Origin of the sequence: Streptomyces sp. STR69 (assembly GCF_024519455.1) — a bacterium.
Taxonomy (GTDB): Bacteria; Actinomycetota; Actinomycetes; order Streptomycetales; family Streptomycetaceae; genus Streptomyces.
Map to the genome: position 1 here is coordinate 166,111 of NZ_JALJRY010000021.1, position 22,984 is coordinate 189,094.

General features: G+C 69.9%; 21 protein-coding genes and 7 pseudogenes. 11 read left to right on the forward strand and 17 right to left on the reverse strand.

What is annotated here, in order from left to right; translation table 11 throughout:
- Positions 1-8: 8 nt before the first annotated feature.
- On the reverse strand, positions 9-1,592 hold the full coding sequence (locus tag OC490_RS33775) for an alkaline phosphatase D family protein (protein ID WP_262061827.1): 1,584 nt from the start codon (positions 1,590-1,592) through the stop codon (positions 9-11).
- A 105-nt stretch (positions 1,593-1,697) separates the two neighbouring features.
- Positions 1,698-3,155: a PLP-dependent aminotransferase family protein gene (locus OC490_RS33780; RefSeq protein WP_262061828.1), complete on the reverse strand. Its 1,458-nt coding sequence runs from the start codon at positions 3,153-3,155 to the stop codon at positions 1,698-1,700.
- Positions 3,156-3,202: 47 nt separating this feature from the next.
- Between OC490_RS33780 and OC490_RS33785 the strand changes: the two are divergent.
- Positions 3,203-4,042: pseudogene (locus tag OC490_RS33785) on the forward strand (DMT family transporter); the annotation flags it as partial.
- Between the two features lie 45 nt (positions 4,043-4,087).
- Here OC490_RS33785 and OC490_RS33790 read toward each other — a convergent pair.
- Complete coding sequence (locus tag OC490_RS33790; RefSeq protein ID WP_262061829.1) at positions 4,088-4,918, reverse strand: alpha/beta fold hydrolase; 831 nt, start codon at positions 4,916-4,918, stop codon at positions 4,088-4,090.
- Positions 4,919-5,028: 110 nt separating this feature from the next.
- Positions 5,029-5,682: an NADPH-dependent F420 reductase gene (locus tag OC490_RS33795; RefSeq protein ID WP_262061830.1), complete on the reverse strand. Its 654-nt coding sequence runs from the start codon at positions 5,680-5,682 to the stop codon at positions 5,029-5,031.
- Positions 5,683-5,791: 109 nt separating this feature from the next.
- On the opposite strand from OC490_RS33795, the gene OC490_RS33800 reads away from it, so the two are divergent.
- Entirely contained in the window at positions 5,792-6,676 is an 885-nt protein-coding gene (locus OC490_RS33800; protein WP_262061831.1) for an RNA polymerase sigma-70 factor, read from the forward strand.
- A gap of 239 nt (positions 6,677-6,915) precedes the next feature.
- Positions 6,916-7,677 carry a GntR family transcriptional regulator gene (locus OC490_RS33805; protein ID WP_262061832.1) on the forward strand — a complete coding sequence of 254 codons (762 nt, stop codon included), beginning with the start codon at positions 6,916-6,918 and terminating at the stop codon, positions 7,675-7,677.
- A 224-nt stretch (positions 7,678-7,901) separates the two neighbouring features.
- Here OC490_RS33805 and OC490_RS33810 read toward each other — a convergent pair whose 3' ends face one another.
- The 3 genes from OC490_RS33810 to OC490_RS33820 all read right to left on the reverse strand — a co-directional run bounded on the left by OC490_RS33810 (position 7,902) and on the right by OC490_RS33820 (position 10,987).
- Positions 7,902-9,056 (reverse strand): ROK family transcriptional regulator, encoded by a 1,155-nt coding sequence (locus OC490_RS33810; protein WP_262061833.1) that lies wholly within the window; start codon positions 9,054-9,056, stop codon positions 7,902-7,904.
- Positions 9,057-9,155: 99 nt separating this feature from the next.
- Complete coding sequence (locus OC490_RS33815; RefSeq protein WP_262061834.1) at positions 9,156-9,818, reverse strand: response regulator transcription factor; 663 nt, start codon at positions 9,816-9,818, stop codon at positions 9,156-9,158.
- A gap of 14 nt (positions 9,819-9,832) precedes the next feature.
- Positions 9,833-10,987 carry a sensor histidine kinase gene (locus OC490_RS33820; protein ID WP_262061835.1) on the reverse strand — a complete coding sequence of 385 codons (1,155 nt, stop codon included), beginning with the start codon at positions 10,985-10,987 and terminating at the stop codon, positions 9,833-9,835.
- A gap of 108 nt (positions 10,988-11,095) precedes the next feature.
- Here OC490_RS33820 and OC490_RS33825 point away from each other — a divergent pair, with 108 nt between their 5' ends.
- Genes OC490_RS33825 through OC490_RS33835 form a run of 3 tightly spaced genes read left to right on the forward strand, consistent with a single transcriptional unit; the run spans position 11,096 to position 13,216 of the window.
- Positions 11,096-12,022 (forward strand): ATP-binding cassette domain-containing protein, encoded by a 927-nt coding sequence (locus tag OC490_RS33825; protein ID WP_262061836.1) that lies wholly within the window; start codon positions 11,096-11,098, stop codon positions 12,020-12,022.
- Positions 12,019-12,741 (forward strand): ABC transporter permease subunit, encoded by a 723-nt coding sequence (locus OC490_RS33830; RefSeq protein WP_262061837.1) that lies wholly within the window; start codon positions 12,019-12,021, stop codon positions 12,739-12,741. Before OC490_RS33825 ends, OC490_RS33830 begins: the two co-directional genes overlap by 4 nt.
- Positions 12,742-12,799: 58 nt before the next feature.
- Positions 12,800-13,216: a hypothetical protein gene (locus OC490_RS33835; protein ID WP_262061838.1), complete on the forward strand. Its 417-nt coding sequence runs from the start codon at positions 12,800-12,802 to the stop codon at positions 13,214-13,216.
- Here OC490_RS33835 and mug read toward each other — a convergent pair.
- The 3 genes and pseudogenes from mug to OC490_RS33850 all read right to left on the reverse strand — a co-directional run.
- Entirely contained in the window at positions 13,194-13,766 is a 573-nt protein-coding gene (gene mug, locus OC490_RS33840) for a G/U mismatch-specific DNA glycosylase (RefSeq protein ID WP_262061866.1), read from the reverse strand. The two genes, OC490_RS33835 and mug, sit on opposite strands and share 23 nt — an antisense overlap.
- On the reverse strand, positions 13,763-15,205 hold the full coding sequence (purB, locus tag OC490_RS33845) for an adenylosuccinate lyase (RefSeq protein WP_019070970.1): 1,443 nt from the start codon (positions 15,203-15,205) through the stop codon (positions 13,763-13,765). The genes mug and purB overlap by 4 nt, the downstream gene beginning before the upstream one ends.
- A gap of 73 nt (positions 15,206-15,278) precedes the next feature.
- Positions 15,279-15,377, reverse strand: a pseudogene (locus OC490_RS33850) (DUF4326 domain-containing protein); the annotation flags it as partial.
- 119 nt (positions 15,378-15,496) lie between these two features.
- Here OC490_RS33850 and OC490_RS33855 point away from each other — a divergent pair.
- Both OC490_RS33855 and OC490_RS33860 read left to right on the forward strand, forming a co-directional pair.
- Positions 15,497-15,851, forward strand: a pseudogene (locus OC490_RS33855) (XdhC family protein); the annotation flags it as partial.
- Positions 15,852-16,287: 436 nt separating this feature from the next.
- Positions 16,288-16,619: pseudogene (locus tag OC490_RS33860) on the forward strand (transposase); the annotation flags it as partial.
- Positions 16,620-16,730: 111 nt separating this feature from the next.
- On the opposite strand, the gene OC490_RS33865 reads toward OC490_RS33860, so the two are convergent.
- The 4 genes and pseudogenes from OC490_RS33865 to OC490_RS33880 form a co-directional block, all read right to left on the reverse strand.
- Positions 16,731-17,348: an NADPH-dependent F420 reductase gene (locus tag OC490_RS33865; RefSeq protein WP_262061840.1), complete on the reverse strand. Its 618-nt coding sequence runs from the start codon at positions 17,346-17,348 to the stop codon at positions 16,731-16,733.
- Between the two features lie 97 nt (positions 17,349-17,445).
- Positions 17,446-18,300, reverse strand: a complete 855-nt coding sequence (locus tag OC490_RS33870) for an LLM class flavin-dependent oxidoreductase (protein ID WP_262061867.1) — start codon at positions 18,298-18,300, stop codon at positions 17,446-17,448.
- 144 nt (positions 18,301-18,444) lie between these two features.
- A pseudogene (locus OC490_RS33875) lies at positions 18,445-18,700 on the reverse strand (MFS transporter); the annotation flags it as partial.
- A 172-nt stretch (positions 18,701-18,872) separates the two neighbouring features.
- On the reverse strand, positions 18,873-19,607 hold the full coding sequence (locus OC490_RS33880; RefSeq protein WP_262061841.1) for an SDR family NAD(P)-dependent oxidoreductase: 735 nt from the start codon (positions 19,605-19,607) through the stop codon (positions 18,873-18,875).
- A gap of 204 nt (positions 19,608-19,811) precedes the next feature.
- Between OC490_RS33880 and OC490_RS33885 the strand changes: the two genes are divergently transcribed.
- The gene (locus OC490_RS33885) at positions 19,812-20,279 is read left to right on the forward strand and encodes a MarR family winged helix-turn-helix transcriptional regulator (RefSeq protein ID WP_262061842.1); all 468 of its coding nucleotides are present in this window, start codon (positions 19,812-19,814) and stop codon (positions 20,277-20,279) included.
- A gap of 106 nt (positions 20,280-20,385) precedes the next feature.
- Here the strand turns inward: OC490_RS33885 and OC490_RS33890 are convergent.
- A pseudogene (locus tag OC490_RS33890) lies at positions 20,386-20,532 on the reverse strand (ISL3 family transposase); the annotation flags it as partial.
- Positions 20,524-20,697 (reverse strand): annotated as a pseudogene (locus tag OC490_RS33895) (IS5/IS1182 family transposase); the annotation flags it as partial. The pseudogenes OC490_RS33895 and OC490_RS33890, both read right to left, overlap by 9 nt.
- Positions 20,698-20,715: 18 nt before the next feature.
- Between OC490_RS33895 and OC490_RS33900 the strand changes: the two are divergent.
- Complete coding sequence (locus OC490_RS33900; RefSeq protein WP_262061843.1) at positions 20,716-21,300, forward strand: hypothetical protein; 585 nt, start codon at positions 20,716-20,718, stop codon at positions 21,298-21,300.
- Positions 21,301-21,492: 192 nt separating this feature from the next.
- On the opposite strand, the gene OC490_RS33905 is transcribed toward OC490_RS33900, so the two are convergent.
- Positions 21,493-22,095, reverse strand: a complete 603-nt coding sequence (locus OC490_RS33905; protein ID WP_262061844.1) for a TetR/AcrR family transcriptional regulator — start codon at positions 22,093-22,095, stop codon at positions 21,493-21,495.
- A gap of 168 nt (positions 22,096-22,263) precedes the next feature.
- Between OC490_RS33905 and OC490_RS33910 the strand changes: the two genes are divergently transcribed.
- Positions 22,264-22,977: an SDR family oxidoreductase gene (locus tag OC490_RS33910; protein WP_262061845.1), complete on the forward strand. Its 714-nt coding sequence runs from the start codon at positions 22,264-22,266 to the stop codon at positions 22,975-22,977.
- Positions 22,978-22,984: the final 7 nt, after the last annotated feature.

The window sequence follows — 22,984 nt, forward strand, 5'->3', positions numbered from 1 at the left end:
TAGTGGAGTTACTGGCCGACCCGTCCCGGCTGCAGGGTCTGCGCGAACAGCACGGTGCCGTCCGACTCCCGCAGACGCACCGTCAGTTCCCCGCTGTGGCCGTCGATGTCGACCTCGCCGAAGAACTGGTAACCCTCGGCCGGCGACACGTTCGCCACGGGCGGCGCCTTCACGAACACCCGCTCGGGACCGAAGGTGTTGTCGAGGTCGTTCGCCGGGAAGGCGCCCGCGTTCAACGGACCGGAGACGAACTCCCAGAACGGCTCGAAGTCGGTGAACGCCGCCCGCGAGGGCTGGTAGTGCTGGGCGGAGGTGTGGTGCACGTCCGCCGTGAGCCATACGGTGCCGGTGATCCGCCGGTGCTTGATGTACCGCAACAACTCGGCGATCTGCAGCTCACGCCCGAGCGGCGCGCCCGGGTCGCCCTGCGCGACCGCCTCGATGTTCGCCTTGCCCTCGGTGGCGTCGGGCACGACCAGGCCGAGCGGCATGTCGGCGGCGATCACCTTCCACACCGCCCGCGACTGCGACAACTCCCGCTTGAGCCAATCCAGTTGCTCACGGCCGAGGATGCCCTGCGGATCCACGGTCTGGTTGTCGGGCGAGTTGGCGTTGCGGTAGGTCCGCATGTCCAGGACGAACACGTCGAGCAGCGGACCGTGCCGCATCACACGCTGGACCCGGCCCTCCTTCGCGCCCGGCCGCAGCGTCGAGATCGGGAAGTACTCGCTGAACGCCCGCCGGGCACGCACCGCCAGGGCGTCGACACTCTTCTCCGTGTAGCGGGTGTCGGTGGCGGCGATCACCTCGCCCGGGTACCAGTTGTTGCGGACCTCGTGGTCGTCCCACTGGATGATCGACGGGACCTGGGCGTTGAACCGTTTGAGGTTCTCGTCGAGCAGGTTGTAGCGGAAGTTGCCGCGGAACTCGGCCAGGGTCTCGGCGACCTTGGACTTCTCCTCCGTGGTGACGTTCCGGTACAGGCTGCCGTCGGGCAGGGCCTGCGTCGCCGTGATCGGACCGTCGGCGTAGATGTTGTCGCCGCTGCACACGAAGAAGTCCGGGTCCAGCTTGGCCATGGCGTCGTAGATGCGGTAGCCGCCGAGATCCGGGTTGATGCCCCAGCCCTGGCCCGCCAGGTCGCCGGACCACAGGAAGCGCACCCCGCGCCGTCCCGTCGGCACCGTACGGAACGTGCCGGCGACCGGCTCACCGGTGCGGCGCGGGTCGTCGGGGTCGGCGAGCAGGACCCGGTAGTGGATCTGCTGCCCCGAGGGCAGGCCGCGCAGCCGGGTGGTACCGGTGAAGTCGGTGCCCGGGCCGAGCAGCGGACCGTGCCAACGGTGAGGGTTGCGGAACGACTCGGTGGCCGAGGTCTCCACGATCATCCGGGCCGGGCGGTCCGAACGCACCCACACCAGACCGGAGTCGGAGGTCACGTCCCCCGCCTGCACACCCCAGCCCGCCTTCGGACGCCCGGACAGGGCGAAGGCCGGCGCGGCGCCGAGGGCGGCGGGCACGGTCAGGGCCGCCGACGCGGCCAGGGTGCCGCGCAGGACGCTGCGGCGAGCGGGGAACGGACGATGCGACATGGGGTTGCGCCTCCACGGACGGGATGCGGTCAGGGTGCACCGCCACAACTACTGGTGCGCCGCAGCGCGCACGGAAACCACGGGTGAACAACGGAACGCGTGACATCAGAGGCCGTCCGGGTGCAGGGCGCCGGCCATCAGACGTACACCCGCGCGGATCCGCGCCGGAGACAGATGCGCGTACCCGAGGACCAGCCGTACCACCGCGTCGTCGGCACGCGCGTGTGCGTAGGCGGTGAGCGGGCGCACCGCGACTCCGGCGGAGGCCGCCCGATCCAGGAAGCCGTCCTGGGGGCCGTACTGCTCCGGGAGTTCGGCGATGACGTGCAGTCCTGCGGCGATCCCGGTGACCCCCGCTCCGGGGAAGTGTTCTTCCAGGGCGGCGACCAGGGTGTCACGCCGCTGCCGGTAGGCCCGCTGGCAGCGGCGCAGTTGGCGGTCGTAGTCGCCGCGCTCCAGGAAGCGGGCGAACAGCGCCTGGTCGAGGGTCGGGTGGCCGAGGTCCATGGTCCGCTTGCGCTCTACCACCTCGTCGGCCAGTGACGCTGGCACCAGCAGCCAGCCGAGCCGCAGCCCCGGGGCGAGCGACTTGCTGACCGAGCCCGCGTAGGCGACATGCTCCGGGTCGAGGCCCTGGAGGGCGCCCACGGGGGCGCGGTCGTAGCGGAAGTCGCCGTCGTAGTCGTCCTCGAAGACCAGGCCGTCCACCGACCGCGCCCAGTCGAGGAGTTGGGCCCGCCGCCGCGCGGAGTACGCGATGCCCGTGGGGAACTGATGAGCGGGCGTCGCCACCACGGCCCGCACGCCGGACGCCCGCAGTGGCCCGACCGCCAGGCCCTCGTCGTCCAGGGGCAGCGGTACGGTGCCGACGCCCGCCGACGCGTACAGGGCGTCGTGCTGGGGGCTGCCGGGGTCCTCGACACCGACGGTGCGCATCCCGCGCGCGTGGAGCACGAATCCGAGCAGGGCCGTCGCCTGCGCCACTCCGGAGACCACGATCAGCCGCTCCGGATCGGCGGCCACACCCCGGCGGCGCGCCAGCAGTTCCGCGAGCGCGGTACGCAACCGGGGCAGCCCGCGCGGATCGGGATAGCCGAGCAGGTCGTGCGGCGATTCCGCCAGCACACTGCGCTGCGCGGCGGCCCAGGCCGTGCGCGGGAACAGCGACAGGTCGGGTGTGCCGGGCACGAAGTCGACCCGGGCGCCGGGGGAGCGCGGGGCGAGGTCACGCGCGCGTGGCCGCGCCGCCCGCACGGCACCGCCCACCCAGGTGCCCGCACCCCGGCCACTGCGCAGATACCCCTCCGCCGTCAACTGCTCGTACGCCTCCGTGACCAGCCCCCGCGACACCCCGAGGTCGGCCGCCAGGTCCCGACTCGACGGCAGGCGCGTGCCCGGCGCCAGCCGCCCCGAGCGCACGGCCTCGCGCAACGCGGCCTGAAGAGAACGGCCACGCGTGCGTGCCGGTGCCGAGACGGCGGGCAGCAGCAGCTCCCACGCGGCGGAACCCGACAGATCCTCCGGATCGGTCGGCCCCTCCGGATTGGTCCGCGATGACGTCATGGAAGTGGACCTTAAACCGGACCGCCAGGCTCCCTAGCGTCGCCGCCATGACCGCAACCGCCGCCCGCGGCGCCCCACTTGCCGCCTTCGCCTGCGTCCTCGTCGGCGCGTCCTTCACCGCCAACAGTGTTCTCGGCCACTACCCGTACGCGGGCGGCCAGTTCCTGCGCTACGGCCTCGCCTGCCTGCTGCTGCTCCCCTTCACCGGCAAGGACGCAACGGCCCGGCTGCGGGCGCTCACGCCGCGTCAATGGGCCCGACTCGCACTCCTCGCGGCCATCGGCATGGTCGGCTTCAACCTGGCCGTCATCGCCGCCGAACGCAGCGCCGAACCGGCCGTCCCGGGCGTCTTCGTGGGCTGCGCGCCCGTGGTCGTGGCGACCCTCGTCCCGCTTCTGGAGGGACGCCGTCCGCGCGCGATGGTGCTCTACGGGGCGTCGGTCGTCGCCGTCGGCGCGTTCACCGTGCAGGGGTGGGGCCGTACGGACGCCGCCGGAATCGCCTTCTCCGGGTGCGCACTCGCGGGGGAGGTGGGCTTCGCGGTGCTCGCGGTGCCCGTGCTGCGACCCCTGGGACCACGGTTGTTGTCGGCCACGGTGTGCGGTGTGGCCGCGATCGAGGCGGCGACGGCCGGGCTGCTCCTCGACGGGAGCGGCGCCTGGCTGCGGCGCCCCGACGCCACCGAGGCCGCCGCGCTGCTGTGGCAGGCGGCGGTCGTCACGGTCGTCGGCTTCGTGTGCTGGTACATGGGCCTGCAGCGGATCGGTGCGGAGCGCGCCACGCTCTTCTCCGGCCTCATCCCGGTCGCGGCGGCCGGTACCGCACCGCTCGTCGGAACGGGCGCCTACGGGGCCGCCCAGGCTGTCGGCAGCGCCCTCGTGGGCGCCGGAGTGGCCCTGGGATCAGGCGCGTCGACGCGTTTCCCGCGTCGGTCAGCGGCTGCCGTCGAGGATGACACGCGCGACCAGCGCCGGGTCGTCGCTCATCGGGCAGTGCCCGCAGCCGGGCAGCCGCACGAGCCGCGCCCGCGGGATCAGGCGCTTGGCCCGGACGCCCTGTCGGCGCAGCAGCAGCCGATCCTGGGTGCCCCAGGCCACGGTGACCGGCAGGCCGGGGAGGTCGTCGGTGAACTGGACGGTCGTACCGGCCCGGAGCGTGTCGTCGAACCCGGGGGCGTTGACCAGCGCGAGTGTCTCGGCGACCACGGCCTCGGGTGAACGGCGGCCGGGGCGGGCGTAGATGGTGCTTGTCAGGGCGGTGCGGCCGGCCACCGTGCGCGACAGCCGCTCGACCATCGGGAGCGGCATCCGCCGGGCGATCTGCCGCATGGTGAGCAACACCCCGAAGGCGTAGCGGCGCTCGGCCTCGGACCAGAACCCGGCCGGGGAGAGGGCGGTGACGGACCGCACGACCTTCTCGCGGCCCAGCTCCAGGGCCAGCAGGCCACCGAGCGAGTTGCCCGCGATGTGCGGACGTTCGAGCCCCAGCGCCTCGCAGAACGCGCTGAAGACGGCGGCCGTCGTGGACAGGTCGTACGCCAGCCCCTCCGGCAGCGCGGGGGAGGCACCGAACCCGGGGAGGTCCACGGCGATCACGTCCCGCTCGGTCGCCAGGATGTCCACCACCGGGTCCCAGGCCTGCCGGTGGTGACCGATGCCGTGCAACAGGAGCAGCGGTTCGCCGCTGCCCACGCGCGCGTAGGACAGCGTCACGGTCCGCGGGCCGTGCGGAGAGGGGACCGGGAAGGAGACGGTGGCGGACATGGGGATGCTCCTCGTCTGGACTCGCTGACAGACGCCGTACAGGCCGTGTAGACAGCTTGTCAGCAAAAGCTACTGACCGGTAGCCCCTGTCGCCGCGGACCTCTCGGCCCTCAACGCGCGCTGCGCACCTCAAGGTTGAACTCGCCGTGCCCGAGGTTCCGGAACAGGCTCACCCACAGGGGCAGCATCATCTCCACGGCGCGCGCCGACTCGATGCCGCCCAGGTCCAGCACCCGGTGCGCGGGCCAGCCGAACTCCCCGAGCAGGGCCGTCACCCGCGCCTTGGCCTCCATGTCCTCGCCGCACACGAACACCTGGTGCTCGCCCGGCACAAGTGAAGGGTCCACCATCACCTGGCAGTTCACGGTGTTGAGCGACTTCACCACGCGCGCGTGCGGGAAGGCGCGCTGGATCTGCTCACCCACACTGTCGGACTCCACCGGCGACAGCCTGAGCCGGCCCTCCTCGAACGCCAGGGGATTGGAGACATCGAGGACGACCTTGCCGTCGAGATGCTCCGCCCCGGCCGCCTCCAACGCGGCGAGCGCCACCCGGCCGCCCACCGCGTTCACGATCACCTCGCCCGCCGCGGCGGCCTCCGCGAACGTACCGGCACCCGCTCCGGCACCGGCGCTCTCGGCCCACTTCACGGCGGCCGGATTGTCCTTCGTGCGCGAGCCCAGGGTCACCTGGTGCCCCAACTCGACCAACTTGCCGCCCAGGGCCTGGCCGACCTCGCCCGTACCCAGCACCGCGTACCGCATCGCCACCTCCGGAAGGGGCCGCCGGACGCCGTCGGCCCGTGGCCAATTCTGCTCCGGGACACACGGTTTTCTCCTGGACAGGGCCGCACGCTTCGCATGGGATGGGGACGTGGCCACCGACACCGCGACCGAAGTCTTCGAAGAACACCGCCCTGTCCTCATGGGCGTCGCCTACCGCATGCTCGGGAGGGTGGCCGACGCCGAGGACGTGGTCCAGGAGGCCTGGCTGCGCTGGTCCGGAGCCGACCACCGCGCGGTCCGCGCACCGCGTGCCTACCTGGTGCGCGTCACCACCCGCCTCGCGATCGACCGACTGCGCCAGATCAAGGGGCGCGGCGAGACCTACGTCGGCCCGTGGCTGCCCGAGCCGTACGTCACCGACTTCGGGGACACCGTCGAGGACACCGCGGAGCGGGCCGTGCTCGCCGACTCCGTGTCCCTCGCCGTACTCGTCGTCCTGGAGTCGCTGTCGCCACTGGAGCGCGCGGTGTTCGTCCTCAGGGAGGCGTTCGGTTACCCGTACGCCGAGATCGCGGCCATGCTGGACCGCGGTGAGCCCGCCGTGCGCCAACTCGCCGGACGGGCCCGCAAACACGTCGACGAAGGGCGCCCGCGCTACGAGGTCGACCCGCTCCAACGCCGCGATCTGACCGAGCGGTTCCTCGCGGCGGCGGCTGAGGGCGACCTGGCGGGCCTGATGGAGCTGCTCGCGCCGGACGTCCGACTGGTCGGCGACAGCGGCGGCAAGGCCAAGGCACCGCTGCGGATCCTGGAGACTGCAGACAATGTGGGCCGCTTCCTGGTCGCCATCGCAGGCAAGGGCATCCCGGAGATCTCGTTCCGCTTCCTTGAGCTGAACGGCGGACCCGCGGTGCTGATCCTTTCGGGTGACAAGCCCGACAGCGTCTTCCAGGTGGACGTATCCGCCGGACGCATCCGATCCGTGTATATCGTCCGCAACCCCGACAAGCTCCAGTCGCTGGCTTCCGCTTAGCCGAGCCGCCGACAGGGCCCCCGTTTCGCGACGGGGGCTTTGCCGTCGTGTCACGAAACGGGCCCTTTACGAACGCCCTGTGAACGCTCTACGGCAACCGCTCTCTGTGTTGCCTGTGGGATCGAGGATTGGTCTTGACCAAGGGTGTGGGCCGTCCTATGGTCACTGATAAGTGAAACAACCTTTAATAAACAAGGGCGCTAAAACGCGGCCGGACCACGGCGATTGCGGAGGACAGGGTGGGGACCACGCAGTTGGAATCGGTGCCGGAGCCGAAGTACTGGCATCTCAAGACAGTGCTGAGTGAGGCACTGGACTCCGAGTTCTCCGTGGGCGAGATCCTGCCCAACGAGCGAGACCTGGCCGCCCGCTTCGGCGTCGCCCGGGCCACACTCCGGCAGGCTCTGGAACAACTCGAACTGGAAGGGCGGCTTCAGCGCCGCAGGGGCGTCGGTACGACCGTCGCGCCGCCGCGCATGGGCGTCGCCGTCGGCACCGAACAGCACGCCTGGCCGGGCGCCGCGGAGGACGCCTGGCAGTCCGTCGACTGCGTGCTGGCGGCTCCGCCGACGGCCGTGGCCGACGTCCTGGAGACCGGTTCCGAGGAATTGGTGCACACCGTACGGCGCTCCCGGGTGAGCCACGGCCAGCCGGTCGCCGCCGAGCTGCTCTACATCCCGGAGACGTCGGTGCCCGACCTCTCCGCGATAGACGCTCCGTCCGCTGCGGCACGCGCGCGTGCGGTGCTGCGTGAGTTGCAGCGCCTCGAACTGGAGGGCCAGGACCGCGCTGTCGAGCTCGGCTCGGCCCGCGCGGACGACGCCAAGGAGCTGGACCGCCTTCCCGGGGCGCCGGTCCTCGTCGTCACGACCCGCTTCTTCGCCGAGGGCCGCACCGCCGCGGTCTCCGTCGCGACCTACCGCGCGGACACCTGCCGCCTGACCTTCGCCGACTCCGGCGGCGTAGAAATACACCACGGCCCGGAACGCCAGGCTTCCTGACGGCAGTCACAGCTCACCCGTCGCGCCCCGGAACTCCACCGGGGCGCGACGCGCTTTCTTCTCAACGCCGGGGATGGCAGCGCCCCTTCAGGGGCGCGGGGCTGTGTCGATCAGCGGCTCCGCCGCGTGGGCGCGCCCAGCCACAACGGCGCCGCACCCAACAGACGACACCAGGGCGCCCAGCCACAACGGCGCCGCAGCCGACACACGACCCACCCGCCGAGCTAGCGCCGCGTCACCGTGCCCTCGACCGCGAACAGTTGCTCCTCGACATGGTCGAGAGCGAGCCGCAGCGCCCCCGTAGCCGCAGCCGCCTCGCCGAGCAATGACAGGGCCACCTTCGGCGGCCGGAGGCAATACCGCGCCAACTCCCGCCGCAGCGGCTCCAGTACACCGTCCAGACCGGCCGCCCAGCCGCCCACGACGACCAGTTCCGGATCGAGGGCCAGGACCAGCGCCGCCACGTCGTGCACAAGGCGCTGTATGAAGCGGTCGACGGCCGCGCGGGCCCGCTGGTCGCCGTCGCGGGCCAGCGCGAAGACCTGGGCGACCGCCTGTTCGTCCAAGGGGTGCAGCGGTTCGTCCGTCGTGGACAGCAGCGTCTCCGGAGTCACGTCCCGGCCCAGCAGATGCAGCGCACCGATCTCACCGGCCGCCCCGCGATACCCCCGGTGCAGCCGCCCCCCGATCAGCGAACCGGCGCCCGGGCTCAGCCCCGCCAGCACCATCACCATGTCGTCGGACTCCGTCGCCGCGCCCTTCCAGTGCTCGGCGACCGCCGCCGCGTTCGCGTCGTTCTCGACCAGCACCGGGCACTTGAAGGAGCGGCTCAGCCGCTCGCCCAGGTGCAGTCCCGTCCACTCGGGCAGCGCCGTGCCCAGCCGTACCGTGCCGTCCGCCTCGACGATGCCCGGTGTGGCGACCCCGACCGCCCGCAGCGAGCCGCGTGCCACTCCGGCCCGGCGCAGCAGCTCGGCGACCGCCGTGCGCAGCCGCTCCAGGCGCTCGTCCGCCGACGCCGTCTCGTCGACGTCCTTGGCGATCGCGCCGAGCACCCGGCCGTCCAGATCGGCGAGGAGCACGGCGACGCGATGTGCGCCGATCTCCAGGCCCAGCAGATGCCCGGCCTCGGCCCGGAACCTGAACCGCCGCGCGGGCCGCCCCTGGCGCCGTACAACGCTCTCGTCGGCCGCCTTCTCGACGACGAGCCCGGCCTCGATCAGTCCCTCGACGACGCCCTCCACGGTCGGCCGGGACAGACCCGTCACCCGGGTGATCTCCGTCAGCGTGGCGCAGTCCGTGGCACGCAACGCGTGCAGCACCACCGCGGAGTTGATCCTCCGCAGCAGCGAGGGGTCGCCGCCGGTCAGCCCCGCCAAGGTCTGTCCTCCCAGCTCGTGCGCGTGTTGGGCGGATCGTACTCGGCGCGGCGGACCCCGGCGAGTGCCAGGCGCCACGGACTCACGAGCCCCACCGGATCACCCGGGCGCCACGAACCCCGACTCGTACGCCGCGATCACCGCCTGCGTACGGTCCCGCGCCCCCAACTTCGCCAAAACTGCGCTCACATGCGACTTCACGGTCTCGGTGCCGACGACCAGCCGGGCGGCGATCTCCGCGTTCGACAATCCCCTGGCCATCAGCCGCAGCACCTCGGCCTCACGCTCGGTCAACCGGGCCCGCTCCAGCGCCGCGCGCGCCGCCCGGTTCCCGCCGCCGTCGCCGTACTCCGCCGCCAACTGACGTACGGACGCCGGGAACAGCAGCGACTCGCCCTCGGCCACCAGCCGTACCGCGTGCACGATCTCGGCCGGCCGGGCCCGCTTCAGAAGGAAGCCGTCGGCACCGGCCCGCAGCGCCTCGTACACGTACTCGTCGTTCTCGAAGGTCGTGATGACCAGGATCTTCGGCGGGTCCTCGACCGTGCGCAGCACCGCGCGCGTGGCCTCGATACCGTCCAGGAGCGGCATCCGTACGTCCATGGCGACCACGTCGGGCCGCAGCTGCCGCACCAGCGGGATCACCGCGGCCCCGTCGGCGGCCTCCCCGACCACCTCGATGTCCGGCTGCGCCTCCAGCACGGCCCGCAGACCCGCGCGTACGAGGGGTTCGTCATCGACCAGGAGAACGGTGACCGGCATCCGGCCACCCTAGATCAGCCGAGTGGAAGCTCCGCATGCACCTGCCAGTCACCCGCGTCGGGCCCCGTGTGCGCCCGGCCTCCGAGCAGCGCGGCGCGCTCGCGTATGCCCCGCAGTCCGCTGCCCCGGCCCGGGCCCGGTATCGCCGCCGTCAGCGGATTGCGGACCTCCAGATCGAGCGTGCCGTCCGCGACCCGGATACGGACCCGGACGGGTACCGATCCCGCGTGCCGCAGCACATTGGTCAGCGCCTCCTGAAGAATCCGGTACCCCTCCCGGGACACCGGCCCCGGCACGGTCTCCACCGGCCCGGTCACCTCCGCGTCGACCTTCGCCCCCGAGGCCCGCGCGGACTCCCACAGCCGGTCGGCGTCCGTCAACGTCGGCCGGCTGCTCACCGGCCGCTCCGCCTCGCGCAGCACGCCCAACACGCGCTCCAGGTCCTCCAGCGCGGCCCGGCCGGTCTCCTCGATGGCACCCAGCGCGCGCTCGGTGAACTCCGGGTCGCCCGCCGCCCGAGCGGCACCCGCCTGCACCACCGCCACCGTCAGCGCGTGCCCGATGGAGTCGTGCAACTCCCGCGCGATGCGGTTGCGTTCCAACAACTGCTCGGTGCGCTCCTCCATAGCGGCGAGCCGCTCCGCGCGCGAGGGGCCGAGCAACGTGCGGGCCAGCGACGTGGCCACCTTGCCGAGGCCGACGACGATGGCGTACAAGGCGATCAGGGGGAGAGGCGCCAGAAAGGCGTACCACCCGCTCGGTGACGCTTCCTTGAGCACCCATACGTCGTCGGGCACGCGCCCGCGTGCACTCTCGATCAGCTCGAAGGCGATGACCGGCAGCCAGACGCAGGCGAACGAGGTCACCCACCCCAGCGCCATCCGGGCCTCCAGCCACAGCACGGTCCGGCCCCGGTCCCGCCAGGTCGCCGACGGCGCCACGGAGATCCCCGAGTCCTGCTTCCCCGCCGTCAGCAGCAGCTGCGCCTGCACCCCCTCGCCGATCCGCACGGCCGGGATCAGACCGACCGGGATCAGCACGAGCGCGGGTGCGTACGGTGTCTCCGGGCTGACGAGAATCCACACGCTGGTGAGCAGCATCGGCACCCAGAGGTGCAGCAGACGTGTGTACGTCGTCCCCCGGAGCAGCGGGCGCAGGAAGCGGGCCATTCCGACATCGTGACAGCCGGCACCGACAATCGACCTCCCCCGGGCGGGGGAGACGATCACCACCGGTGGGGGAGGACTCAACCCCCTTGAACGGCCAGGCTGTTGGTCATGACCAGCATCGACGTACGAGACCTCACCAAGGAGTACGGCACCCGGCGGGCCGTCGACCATGTCACCTTCGGCGTCCGTCCCGGCAAGGTGACCGGCTTTCTCGGCCCGAACGGCGCCGGAAAGTCCACCACCATGCGTCTCGTTCTCGGCCTCGACCGGCCCACCTCCGGAACCGCCACCATCGGAGGCCGCCCCTACGCCGAGCTCACCGAGCCGCTCCGTCACGTGGGCGCCCTGCTCGACGCGCAGGCCGCGCACGGCTCCCGTACCGCCCGCGATCATCTGCACGCCCTGGCGGCGAGCAATCGCATCCCGGTCGCCCGGGTCGACGCGGTACTGGAGGAGACGGGACTCGCGTCGGTGGCGCGGCGCCGGGTGAAGACGTACTCCCTGGGCATGCGGCAGCGGCTGGGCATCGCGGGTGCCCTCCTTGGCGACCCCGAAGTCATCCTGCTGGATGAGCCGTCGAACGGTCTCGACCCCGAAGGCATCGTCTGGATCCGGGAGTTGCTGCGCCGGCTGGCCGCGGAGGGCCGCACGGTCCTGGTCTCCAGCCACCTGATGAACGAGACCGCCTCCTTCGCCGACCACCTCGTGGTCCTCGGACGCGGCCGACTCCTCGCGGACACCCCCATGCGGGACTTCATCGACGCGCGCGTGCAGCCCCACATACGCATCCGTACGACGGACGCCGGTGCCCTCAAGGCCGAGCTGGCCGGACACGGTCACGACGCCGTGGAACACGAGGACGGGCACTGGACCGTGACGCACGCACGCGTGGACGAGATCGGCACCCTGTTGTCCGCAGCGGGCGTGCCGATCCTCGAACTGACCTCTGCGGAGGGCACGTTGGAGCAGGCCTACCTCGATCTGACCGCCACCGAGACAGAGTTCACCGCGCAGTACCAGGAGGCCCGACCATGACATTCACGCCCGCGTTCCACGCCGAGTGGATCAAGATCCGTACCCTGCGCTCCCAGATCGCGTCCCTCGCCACGATCCTCGCGGTGACGGCACTCTTCTCCGCGCTCGCCTCGTCCGACACCGGCGGCGACGACTTCGACCCGCTCTTCTCGGTCTTCTTCGGCGTGAGCTTCGGCCAGATCGCGGCGATCGCCTTCGGTACGACCGCCGTGTCCGCCGAGTTCCAGGGCGGAGCGCTACGGCTGTCGCTGGCCGCGGTGCCGCACCGGGGGCGCTGGTTCGCGGCCAAGGCGACGGCGATCGCCGTACCCGTGCTGGCCGTCGGCCTGGTCACCGGTGCCGTGACGCTGGCGGTGGGCAAGTCGGTCCTCGGCGCGAAGGCCGACGGGCTCGGCTGGGCGGAGCAGGTGCGCGGTGTCGTCGGCTGCGCCGTCTATCTCACGCTGATGGCACTGTTCGCCGCCGGGCTCACGGCACTGCTGCGCAGCGGTGCGGCGACACTGGGCATTCTCATCCCGTTCCTGCTGATCGTGTCCTTCGTGGTCGGAGACATGTCGAACAACATCGCGGACCTGCTGCCCGACCGGGCCGGTCAGGTGGCGCTCCACGAGACCTGGGACGGAGCGATGGGACCGTGGACCGGCCTCGCGGTAACAGCACTGTGGACGGCGGCGGCGCTGGCGGCCGGCGCGTGGAGTGTGCGGCGCCGGGACGCCTGATCCGGCTAAGTCACTGACGCCCCGCCAATTGTCAGTGGCAACCGCTTTACTGGATCACGTGGACATCATCGCGAAGCACCTCGCCACCATCGACCGGCTCTGCGCCCAGGAGTTCCCTGCGGAGCCGAGCACCTCGGGTCGCTGCACGGCCGGGCCCGGTTACTTCACGGTGGAGTTAGAGACCGACCAGGAACTGACGGCGGACGACTTCGACGCCTTGCGCCAGGGCATCGCGGAACGGTTGAACGACCGCCTGGGCGAACAACTCCCGTGGGGCCAGCTCACGATGATGGTGCGCATGGAGCGGGGTGAGGAGATACCGGAGCCCTGGGCCCGGCTGGCCGTCCGCACCGACGCGCTGGACGTGTGGCAGACGCCGGACACCGGCCGTTGGATCGCCCTCGGCGTGGCCGACCGGGACGACCAGGACGAGATCCAACTCCTCGTCACGGTCACGGAAACAGACCCGCCGTGACCCACTGGCCCCGAGCAGCCTCCCGCAACCGCCCGAACTCCTCGGCCATCGTCGCCGCCGTCCAATGCGCGTTCAACCCGCTCGGATTGGGCAGCACCCACACCCGCGTGTCCCCGAACACCCGCTCCTGCGGCCCCACTTGGGCCTTCCGGTCGTCAAATGCCGCCCGGTACGCGGTGACCCCGAGCACGGCCAGCCACCGCGGCTGCCAGCCCGCCAGCTTCGACGCGAGCGACTGCCCGCCCTCCCGGTACTCCTCCGCGCTCAGCTCGTCGGCCCGCGCCGTCGCCCGCGCCACCACATTCGTGATGCCGAGCCCGAACGACAGCAACTCGCCCTGCTCCGAAGGCTTCATGAGCCTCGGTGTGAAGCCGGACAGATGCAGCACCGGCCAGAATCGGTTGCCGGGACGGGCGAAGTGATGGCCCGTGGCCGCGGTCATCAGACCGGGGTTGATACCGCAGAACAGGACACCGAGACCGTCCGCGACGACGTCCGGTACGAGACGGTCGCGGGCGGCCTCCAGCTCTGCCTGGGTGAAGCGGGTCAGAGGATCGCCCCCGGGGTGTAGCCCGCGGCCTCCGGGTGCTGCTTCGCGATCTCCTCGACACGGGCGACCACGGCGGCGACCTGGTCGGCGGCAGCGCCCGTGAAGGACAGCTTGTCGGCCATCAGCGCGTCCAACTGGGCGCGGTCCAGCGGGATCCGCTCGTCGGCGGCGAGCTTGTCCAGCAACTCGTTGCGCTCGGCGCCCTGCTCACGCATCGCGAGCGCGGAGGCGACGGCGTTCTCCTTGATCGCCTCGTGCGCGACCTCACGGCCGACACCCGCGCGGACGGCGGCCATCAGCACCTTGGTCGTCGCGAGGAACGGCAGATAGCGGTCCAGCTCACGCGCCACGACCGCCGGGAACGCGCCGAACTCGTCGAGCACGGTCAGGAACGTCTCCAGCAGCCCGTCGAGCGCGAAGAACGCGTCGGGGAGGGCCACCCGGCGCACCACCGAGCAGGAGACATCGCCCTCGTTCCACTGGTCGCCCGCCAGCTCGCCGGTCATCGACGCGTAGCCGCGCAGGATGACCATGAGGCCGTTGACGCGCTCGCAGGAACGGGTGTTCATCTTGTGCGGCATCGCCGAGGAACCGACCTGGCCCGGCTTGAAGCCCTCGGTGACCAGCTCGTGCCCGGCCATCAGCCGGATCGTCTTCGCGAGCGACGACGGCGCCGCCGCGACCTGCACCAGCGCGGTCACGACCTCGTAGTCCAGCGAGCGCGGGTACACCTGGCCGACCGAGGTGAACGCCTGGGAGAAACCGAGGTGGGAGGCGATCCGCTGTTCCAGCTCCGCGAGCTTCGCCGCGTCGCCGCCGAGCAGGTCCAGCATGTCCTGTGCGGTGCCCACGGGGCCCTTGATGCCGCGCAGCGGGTAACGGCCGAGCAGTTCCTCGACCCGGCCGTACGCCACGAGCAGTTCGTCCGCGGCGGTCGCGAAACGCTTGCCGAGGGTGGTGGCCTGCGCGGCCACGTTGTGCGAGCGGCCGGCCATGACCAGCTCGCCGTACTCACCGGCCAGCTTGCCGAGGCGCGCCAGGACGGCCACCGTACGATCGCGCATCAGCTCCAGGGAGAGCCGGATCTGCAACTGCTCGACGTTCTCCGTCAGGTCCCGGGACGTCATGCCCTTGTGGACCTGCTCGTGCCCGGCGAGGTCGTTGAACTCCTCGATCCGCGCCTTCACGTCGTGCCGCGTGACCTTCTCACGCTCGGCGATCGAGGCCAGGTCGACCTGGTCGAGCACGCGCTCGTAGTCCGCGATCGCCGCGTCCGGCACCTCGATCCCGAGGTCCTTCTGGGCCCGCAGCACAGCGAGCCAGAGCTGCCGCTCCAGCTTCACCTTCTGCTCGGGCGACCAGAGCGTGGCGAGCTCGGTGGAGGCGTAACGTCCGGCGAGGACGTTCGGGATGCGGGGCTTGGCGGCAGCGGAAGTCACGTGTACGGATTCTACTGGCGATTAGTGCAGGCCAGCGCCACGGTCTCCTTCGTCGGAAGCTACGAGACCTCCGTCACCGGCCCGAGTTCGCCGGCTCGGCCATCACCCCGGCATGACACAGCAGCGGCGCGCACCAGCATGCCAGCGTCCGTCCGCGCAGGTCCGGCACGAGGGGGGTCCTCGCTGTCGAGAGGGTGAGGACGCGTGCGTCTTCGTCGCGCGCAAGGAGTGCGAGCGGCGCCGTGCTTGTGGCCATCGTCTGCCGCAGCGACGACCTGAGGCGCTGTAGGAGTGCCTCTGCTGGAGACGGCTCTGCGGCTGCCGGCCGCCTACATCGGCGCGAAGGGCTCCCGCCGCACCCACCAGGACCGCGACCGCAGACTCCGCGAAGTCGGCCTCACCGAAGCCGAACTGACCCGCCTTCACTCACCCATCGGCCTCGATCTCGGCGCCCGCACACCCGAGGAGACCGCCCTGTCCATCGCCGCCGAGATCATCGCCATCCGCCACAGCGGAACAGGGCTGCCCCTGAGCGACTCACACACCGATCCACCACGCCACTGAAGAGCGCCGGTCGGCGGTGATCGGCGCGGGTGGCCGCGTGACACGCCGCGAGCCGACGGTCAGGAGCACCAGAACACCCTGAGCCCGGTCCGGGCCGGCGTGGCCACCTCGATGCCGACAGCCCGTGCTCGGGACGGGGCCTTCCAGGAGACTGCGGAGGTCGATTTGAATAACGAAAGCGATCGGTTTACCACTAGTGGGAAATCGATCGGTTTCCCCGTGGGGGGCGGCCGAGACCGTGATCCACTGTTGCCTTCGTGTGCCGAAGGTTTTTGAGTCTGCAGGTTCCCGATCCGGCGCTGGTGCCGTCCGGTCTTCTCCCGATGTAGCTGTGTTGTCCAGGCCGGAGTAAGCCATGAATGGAATTCACCCCTTCCGCGTGCTGCGCGCGAAACCCCTGTGGATCGCCAGCGGTGAGATCACCGGCGTTCTCGCGCTGCTGTCCGCCGTGCTGTAGGTCGGCGCCAACATCGCCCCGGCCGGCTACATGAAGAACCTGCCCGTCGGCCTGGTCAACCAAGACCGCCGTCGGCAGGACCACAATGATCGCGGACGGCGGCTACCGAGGACCCGGCCTGGTCATCCCGCACCGCCGCGAACCCTCCAAGCCCAACTCCCGGCCTGGAAAGAGGAACACAACACCACACACCGCAAGGTGCGCGCCCGCGTCGAGCACACCTTCGCCCGTATGAAGACCTGGAAGAGCCTCCGCGACTGCCGCCTCAAGGGCGACGGTGTCTACCACGCAATGCGCGGGATCGCCTGCCTGCACAACCTCACCGTCGCCAGGTGGCGAAGAAGCCGGCAGTTCAACGAGCACGTCGTAGATCATTCACGGGACAACGCTTAGGAACGACGTCCTTGGACACCGGGCGCCCTCGAATCACAGAGGCCGTACCAGTGACACATCCGCCCATCTACCTCACCCGATCAGCACGGGGCAGCCGAGACAGCCATGTGTTCAGTTGACTTCTGCGCCGAGGGCGATGTCGAAGCCGGCGCCGTGGCGGGCAAGCCCCATCAGCAGGAGGCCGGTCCATTCGAGGACCGACGCCATCTGGAGCCCTCCGGCGTCGAGAGGCCGCAAGCCGATGCTCGTCAGAAACGCCGCGACTTGGGCCTTCGCCTCGGCGTCGTCGCCAGCAAGAAACGCGTCCAGGGGCGTGTCGTGAGCGAGGACGTGGCCGAATATCGAGTTCAGCGCCTTCACGACCGGTGTGCCCTCGGGGGCGGCAGCGGCGATCTCCTGGGCCGCCGAGCGGCCTGAGTTGGTCGCGAGTCCGTCGGCGTCGGTGTTGAAGGGATTGGAGATGTCGACGAGGATCTTGCCGGCCAACGCGCCGTCGTAGCGAATGACCGCGTCGACTGCACCGGTGTACGGGACGGCCACGATGACGATGTCACCTGCCGGCGTTGCACCGAACACGCCGACGGTGGCTCCATTGCCGATCTGGTCGGCCAGCGCCTGAGCTTTGCCGGTGTTGCGGCTCATGAGCTCGATGGTGTGGCCGTGCTTCGCCGCCCGGGTGCCGATGGCGGTGGCCATGTTGCCCGAGCCGATGATGCTGATGGTGGTCATGACGTTTTCCTTTGCTGCCTGTCGATCAACTGCTGGGTTAGGGGTCTTGCCGGTGTGGTGGGCTGCGTCGAGAGCATTGGCCGCGCAGGGCGGAGTGCTAAGAGCGTTCGCGAGCGACGTGTTCGCGTACGGCGGGGATGGTTTCCGCGGCGAAGCGTTCGAGTACGTCCGGGTCGTCGCTGGCCAGGATGAAGACGCTGACACCGTCCTCGACGGCCATCTGGGCCAGTGCCTCCGCAGTCTGCTGACTCGGGAAGATGTTCAGCAGCCGGGTGATCTCGCGGGGGTCGCGGCTAGCGGCCCGCGCGGCGTCGTCGATGATCGCGTTTCCCTTCTGGAGGCCGCCTGGCTCCATGACCGGCAGCGACGGCAACCAGCCATCGGCCTTACGTCCCACCAGGCCCTGCATCTTCGGCTTGTGGGCTCCGAGCCAGATCGGGATCGCGTGTGCGGGCGCGGGTCCGCGCTCGGCGCCGTGGACCGAATAGAACTCCCCGTCGACATCCAGTCGTCCGGGCCCGTCGGCGTCCCACACCCCGCGGATCACGTCGATCGCCTCGCTCAACGCTGCCACTGACTGCAAGGGGGTCAATCGACGTCCGCCGATCGCCTGCACCGCATCCCAGTAGAAGCCGGCCCCGAGCCCGAGGCTGATCCGAGCACCGGAGAGCAGGTCGAGGCTGGCGGCTGCCCGGGCGAGTACGGCGGGGGGCTGACGCAGCGGCAAGTTGAGCACATTGCCAGACAGACCGATGCGCTCGGTCCGCGCGGCCACCCAGCTCAGCAGAGTCCAGGTATCGAGAAAGCTCGACTGGTAGGGATGATCCTGGAAGGTCACGAAGTCGAAACCGAGCCGCTCACTGAGCTGCGCCAACTCGACCGGACGGGCCGCCGGGGAGTTCGTGGGACCGATGAATGTTGCGAAACGCAGGGGATGACCATAGTCAGGCATCGACGTCTCCTTCAGTCGTTCGTGTGTGGTCAGCCGCGACGCGCGACGTCGTCGCCCACGGCGTGTTGTCAGATCAGGGCGTTGACGTTTTCGTCGAGAGGCTCGGCCTGGCCGGCCTCGTGGTGAAGGCTGGTGCCGCCGCGGGGCCGCGCCGCCGAGGGCGGAGGCAATCGCGAACCCAAGCAGTCCCACGATGAACATGGTTTTGCGGCCGTACGCGTCGGCGAGCCGGCCGCCCAGCGGTAGCAAACTGCCGAACGCCGGCACGTGCAGTGATGACCCACTGCCGGTTGGCGTCAGAGAAGCCCAGGTCGGCCTGCGCCGAAGGCAACGCCGCGTTCACGACAGTTGCATCCAGCAGAGTCATGGTCTGGGCGGTGACGACGACGCCCAGAGCCATCCACCGTCGCTCGTGGTGCGGATTGTGTGGAACCGTCGATTGCGCTGCGTCGGCTTTCGCGACGACTGAGACGCGGGGGCCCTGGAGGGCTCGTTACTGCTCATTCTCTCTGCCCCTGGTGCGGTTAGGTCGGAGCGCCGACATGAGGCGCTTCTCTGGTCGTCGCTCGCTGTTAGATCTGGCTGAACCCGCCGTCGACGACTAGGTTTGCGCCGGTGATGAAGCTGGCGTCCGAGGAGGCCAGGAACAGCGCGGCAGCGCCGATTTCCTCGCTGCTTCCCAGCCGTCCCAGCGGGATGGCGGCGGTGATCTGCTCCCGAATCTCGGGGGATACGGTGCTGAAGAGCGCGGTGTCGATCGAACCGGGACTGACGACATTTACCCGGATGCCGCGGACCTTCAGCTCCGCGGCCCAGGTGCGGGCGAGTGAACGCACGGCGGCCTTGCTCGCCGAGTAGACCCCGGCACCGGGAATGCCCTTGGTCGCGCTGGTCGTGCCGTTCAGGATGATCGACGCACCGTCGTTCATCAGCGGCAGCAGGTACTGAACGGTGAACACAGTGCCGCGGAAGTTCACGCCCACCAGCGCATCGAACGTATCCGGAGTGATGCTTCCCAGCGGGTCCGAAACCGATCCGAGGCCGGCGCTCGCAAATAGGACGTCGACTCGTCCGTGACGCTCCCGCACGGTCTCGGCCAAGCGAGCCAGGTCGTCGAGATTTCCCGAGTCCGCCTGTACGCCCGTCACGTTGTGGCCGATGGAGGCGACCGCCTCATCCAGCCTGCGCCTGTCTCGTCCGGTGATGAACACTTCGGCGCCTTCGGCGACGAACAGCTTGGCCGTCGCCAACCCCATCCCAGAGGTTGCTCCAGTGATCACGGCGACCTTGCCATCAAGCTTGGGCATGTTGACCTTCATCCTTCTGTCGGCCGAACGGCCGAACGGTGCGCGGACCCTGCGGGGCACGGGGGCCGGCGAGTACGCGCTGGTTGTGCGAAGCGCTCCGCAGACGGGACTGTTCTCCCGTTCGCAACTACACGCTCACCGTATCAGATGCGTGCGCGCGCACCTAACTGGGAGGGCACTCAGTTTCCGGGTATGCTGCTGGGTGTGAAGGCACCCGTGTCGCAACCGCGAATCATTTCCCCGGACCAAGTCAAGGGCTGGTTTGCGCTGCTGCTCACCCACTCCACAGTTACCGGGCGGATCGACGCCGCGCTGATGGACCAGCACAAGATCTCGTTCAGTACCGTCGAAATCCTGTGCTGGCTCCTGGAAACCGAGCCTCAGTCGGTTCGAGTTCTGTCTGGCGAACTTGTCAGCGTGAGCCCCACTCGAGCATCACGGTTGGTCCAGAATCTGATCGATGCCGGGCACCTCCAGCGTGGCGCCGACCAAGGCGACGGGCGGGTGTCGCTCATCAGCTTCACCAAAAGCGGACGGCACTTCGCCGAGTCGGTCAGACGAACTTTCGAGGATTCGGTCAAGAAGTACTTTGTCGATCCCCTCGACGACGATGACATTGCTGCCATCACCCGGATTTGGGCCAAGCTCGAAAACGCAGAAGGTCCTGGCTGAGGGAAATCCGGATCGCTGTGATCGCCGTCCTCTTTCGGCGACACGAGACCGGTCGGCGACTGTCGTCGGCTGTCGGGACTTCGAGTGACAGGGACCACGCGATGCAGCGGCGGATCGTGACCGCCAACGTCGTGGGCCGCCAGCCGAGCGGCTCGCGTGCGAGCCGCCTGGTCACCGTGTCACGCACGGTCCCCTCGCCACCGCAGCGGCTGCACCACTGGTCGGGTTCGAGGACCCGACAGGCGAGCACGGCCAGTTGGCGCAGGGTCAGGTTCGTCCGCCGGCAGACGGCGACCAGCAGCACTCGGTCCTCCAGCGGCAGGCTCCACGGCCGGCCCTTGCGCACCGGATCCGCACCCTCACGCCGCAGCGCAGCGAGCTGCTTGCTCAGCTGACACGGGCTCAGCCCGGTGAACAGGGTTGTCCAGGGCGGTTATTGGAACAGTACCCCGGTGCGCGCGCCTTCGCGCTGCCAGAGGTCGTCGAGGACATGGCCCACCAGTCCTCGCCCGAGGTCCTCAAAGCGGTCTGGCGCGCCTGGTTCCCCGAGCAGATCCCTGAGCGACTCGTACTCGCCGAACCGCTCGAGGGCGAGGTCCTGACCGTGGGCGGGGCGGAGGTCCGCCCGGTCCGCCTGGGACATACCGACAGCGACAAGACCACCTGCCTGCACGTGCCCGACCTGGGCCTGGTCGTCGCAGGCGACGTGATCTACAACAACGTGCACCTCATGCTCGCGGCATCGGACGCGGACGGGCGAGACGAATGGCTGAGGGCTCTCGACACGGTCGAGGCGCTGGTGCCGACCGCGTTCGCCGCGTGGATGTCCACCGACGCCAACGACGGCCTTCCCGTCGTGGCCACCCTTGTCGGCGCGATCCTGCTCGCCCGCGCCACGGCGGGCACGGAACTGCCGGAGAAGATCCTGGAATCGACCCACAAGGCCCTGACCGTTCCACGCGGGCCTCGCCCTGGAACCCCGGGGCCAGAGACTGTGCGACGGGGGCTCTACGCCACGTAGGTAGGCAATCTCCGGAATCCCAGCAGCACGCGGTGGCGCCAGCCCTCCGGCCGCCCGCCCACCCCTCGGGCCATGCCGGAATGGGCAGCAGCGGCCGGATGACCTGCCATTTATGGATTCGGGCCATGACGTAGCCGAGGGTCACAGGATGGTCGCCCGGGCCCGGGCCTGGGGCTGGGGCTGGGCCGCGCCTCAGCGAGGCAGCAGGACGTCGACCTGCCCCCGGATGTCCTGCACGATCTCCTCGACGCTCAAGGTGATGTTCACACTCGCCGCCGTGCTGAGGAACATCACGGCGGACACGATGTGTGCCAGCGTCGCGGCGTCGCCCTCCGTGACCTGCTCGTCTCGGCGCAGCACGGCGGCGATGGCCTCCTCGGTCTGCGCGACGATGGCGAGTGCCGCGCCGTGCCGGGGCTCTTCGGGGTCGCCGAAGACCATCTCTCGGAGGTAAGTGCGTCCGTTGTCGATCTGGGTGCGGTTGCACTCCACGATCGGCCGGACGATCGCCAGCACCGCGTCCAGCACGCCTGGGACGGCCTCGGCGTCTGCCCGGCCCTGCTCAAGTGCTTCGGCGTACTTGGCGTTCTGGACAAGGAGGAGGAGTTCGCCCTTGGTCTTGGCATAAAGGAACAGGGTCCCGGTGCCGATGTCGGCCTTGTCGGCGATCTGCTGGGTCGTGACCTCATCGATGCCGTGTTCGGCGAACAGCTCAGTGGCGGCAGCGACGATGCGGTCGAACTTCTCCTGCTTGTTCCGCTCGCGCCGTCCGACCGACCGGGGGGCGACAGGCATGACGGTGTCCTCCAGGAATAGATTATGACTGCAATCAGTTATGATTGCAGTCAGTACCGCGTGGGCTCGAATACGGCTGCGCTCATTCTCCCATGGCGGGGTGACGAGTCGTCGCTCCATCCGTGCAGCGCCACGCACTTCACATCCCCTTGGACCGAAGGAACACCCATGCCCTCCCTCAACGAAGCAGTCGTCCTCGTCACCGGCGCCAATGGCGGTATCGGCACCCACTTCGTCCACGAGGCCCTGGCTCGCGGCGCCGTCAAGGTCTACGCCACCGCCCGTTCCCCCCGCGCCTGGGACGACGAACGCATCGTCCCCCTGACCCTTGACGTCACCGACCGCGCGTCGATCGACGCGGCCGTCGCCGCCGCGGCGGATGTCACCGTGCTCGTCAACAACGCGGGCGCCATCCCGCCGAGCGCGAGCCTGCTGGACGTCACCGAGGCGGACATCCGGGCGAACATGGAGACGAACTTCTTCGGACCGGTCTTCCTCGCCCGCGCCTTCGCACCGGTCCTCGCCGCCAAGAAGGGGTCAATCCTCATCGACGTGCACTCCGTTGCCAGCTGGTATGCCTTCGGCGGCGCCTACAGCGCGTCCAAGGCCGCATTGTGGTCGGCCACCAACTCGCTGCGCATCGAGTTCGCACCCATGGGCGTCCACGTGACGGGTGTGCACATGGGCTACGTCGACACCGATATGGCCGCGCACGCCGACGGACCCAAGATGCTGCCGACGCAGCTGGTGACGACGGTCTACGACGCCGTCGAGGCCGGAGAATACGAGGTCCTGGCCGACGAGTTGACCAAGGGGGTCAAGGTGGCTCTGAGCGGCCCGGTCGAGGTGCTTTACCCGGACCTGCACAGCACGGACGCCTGAGCTTGTT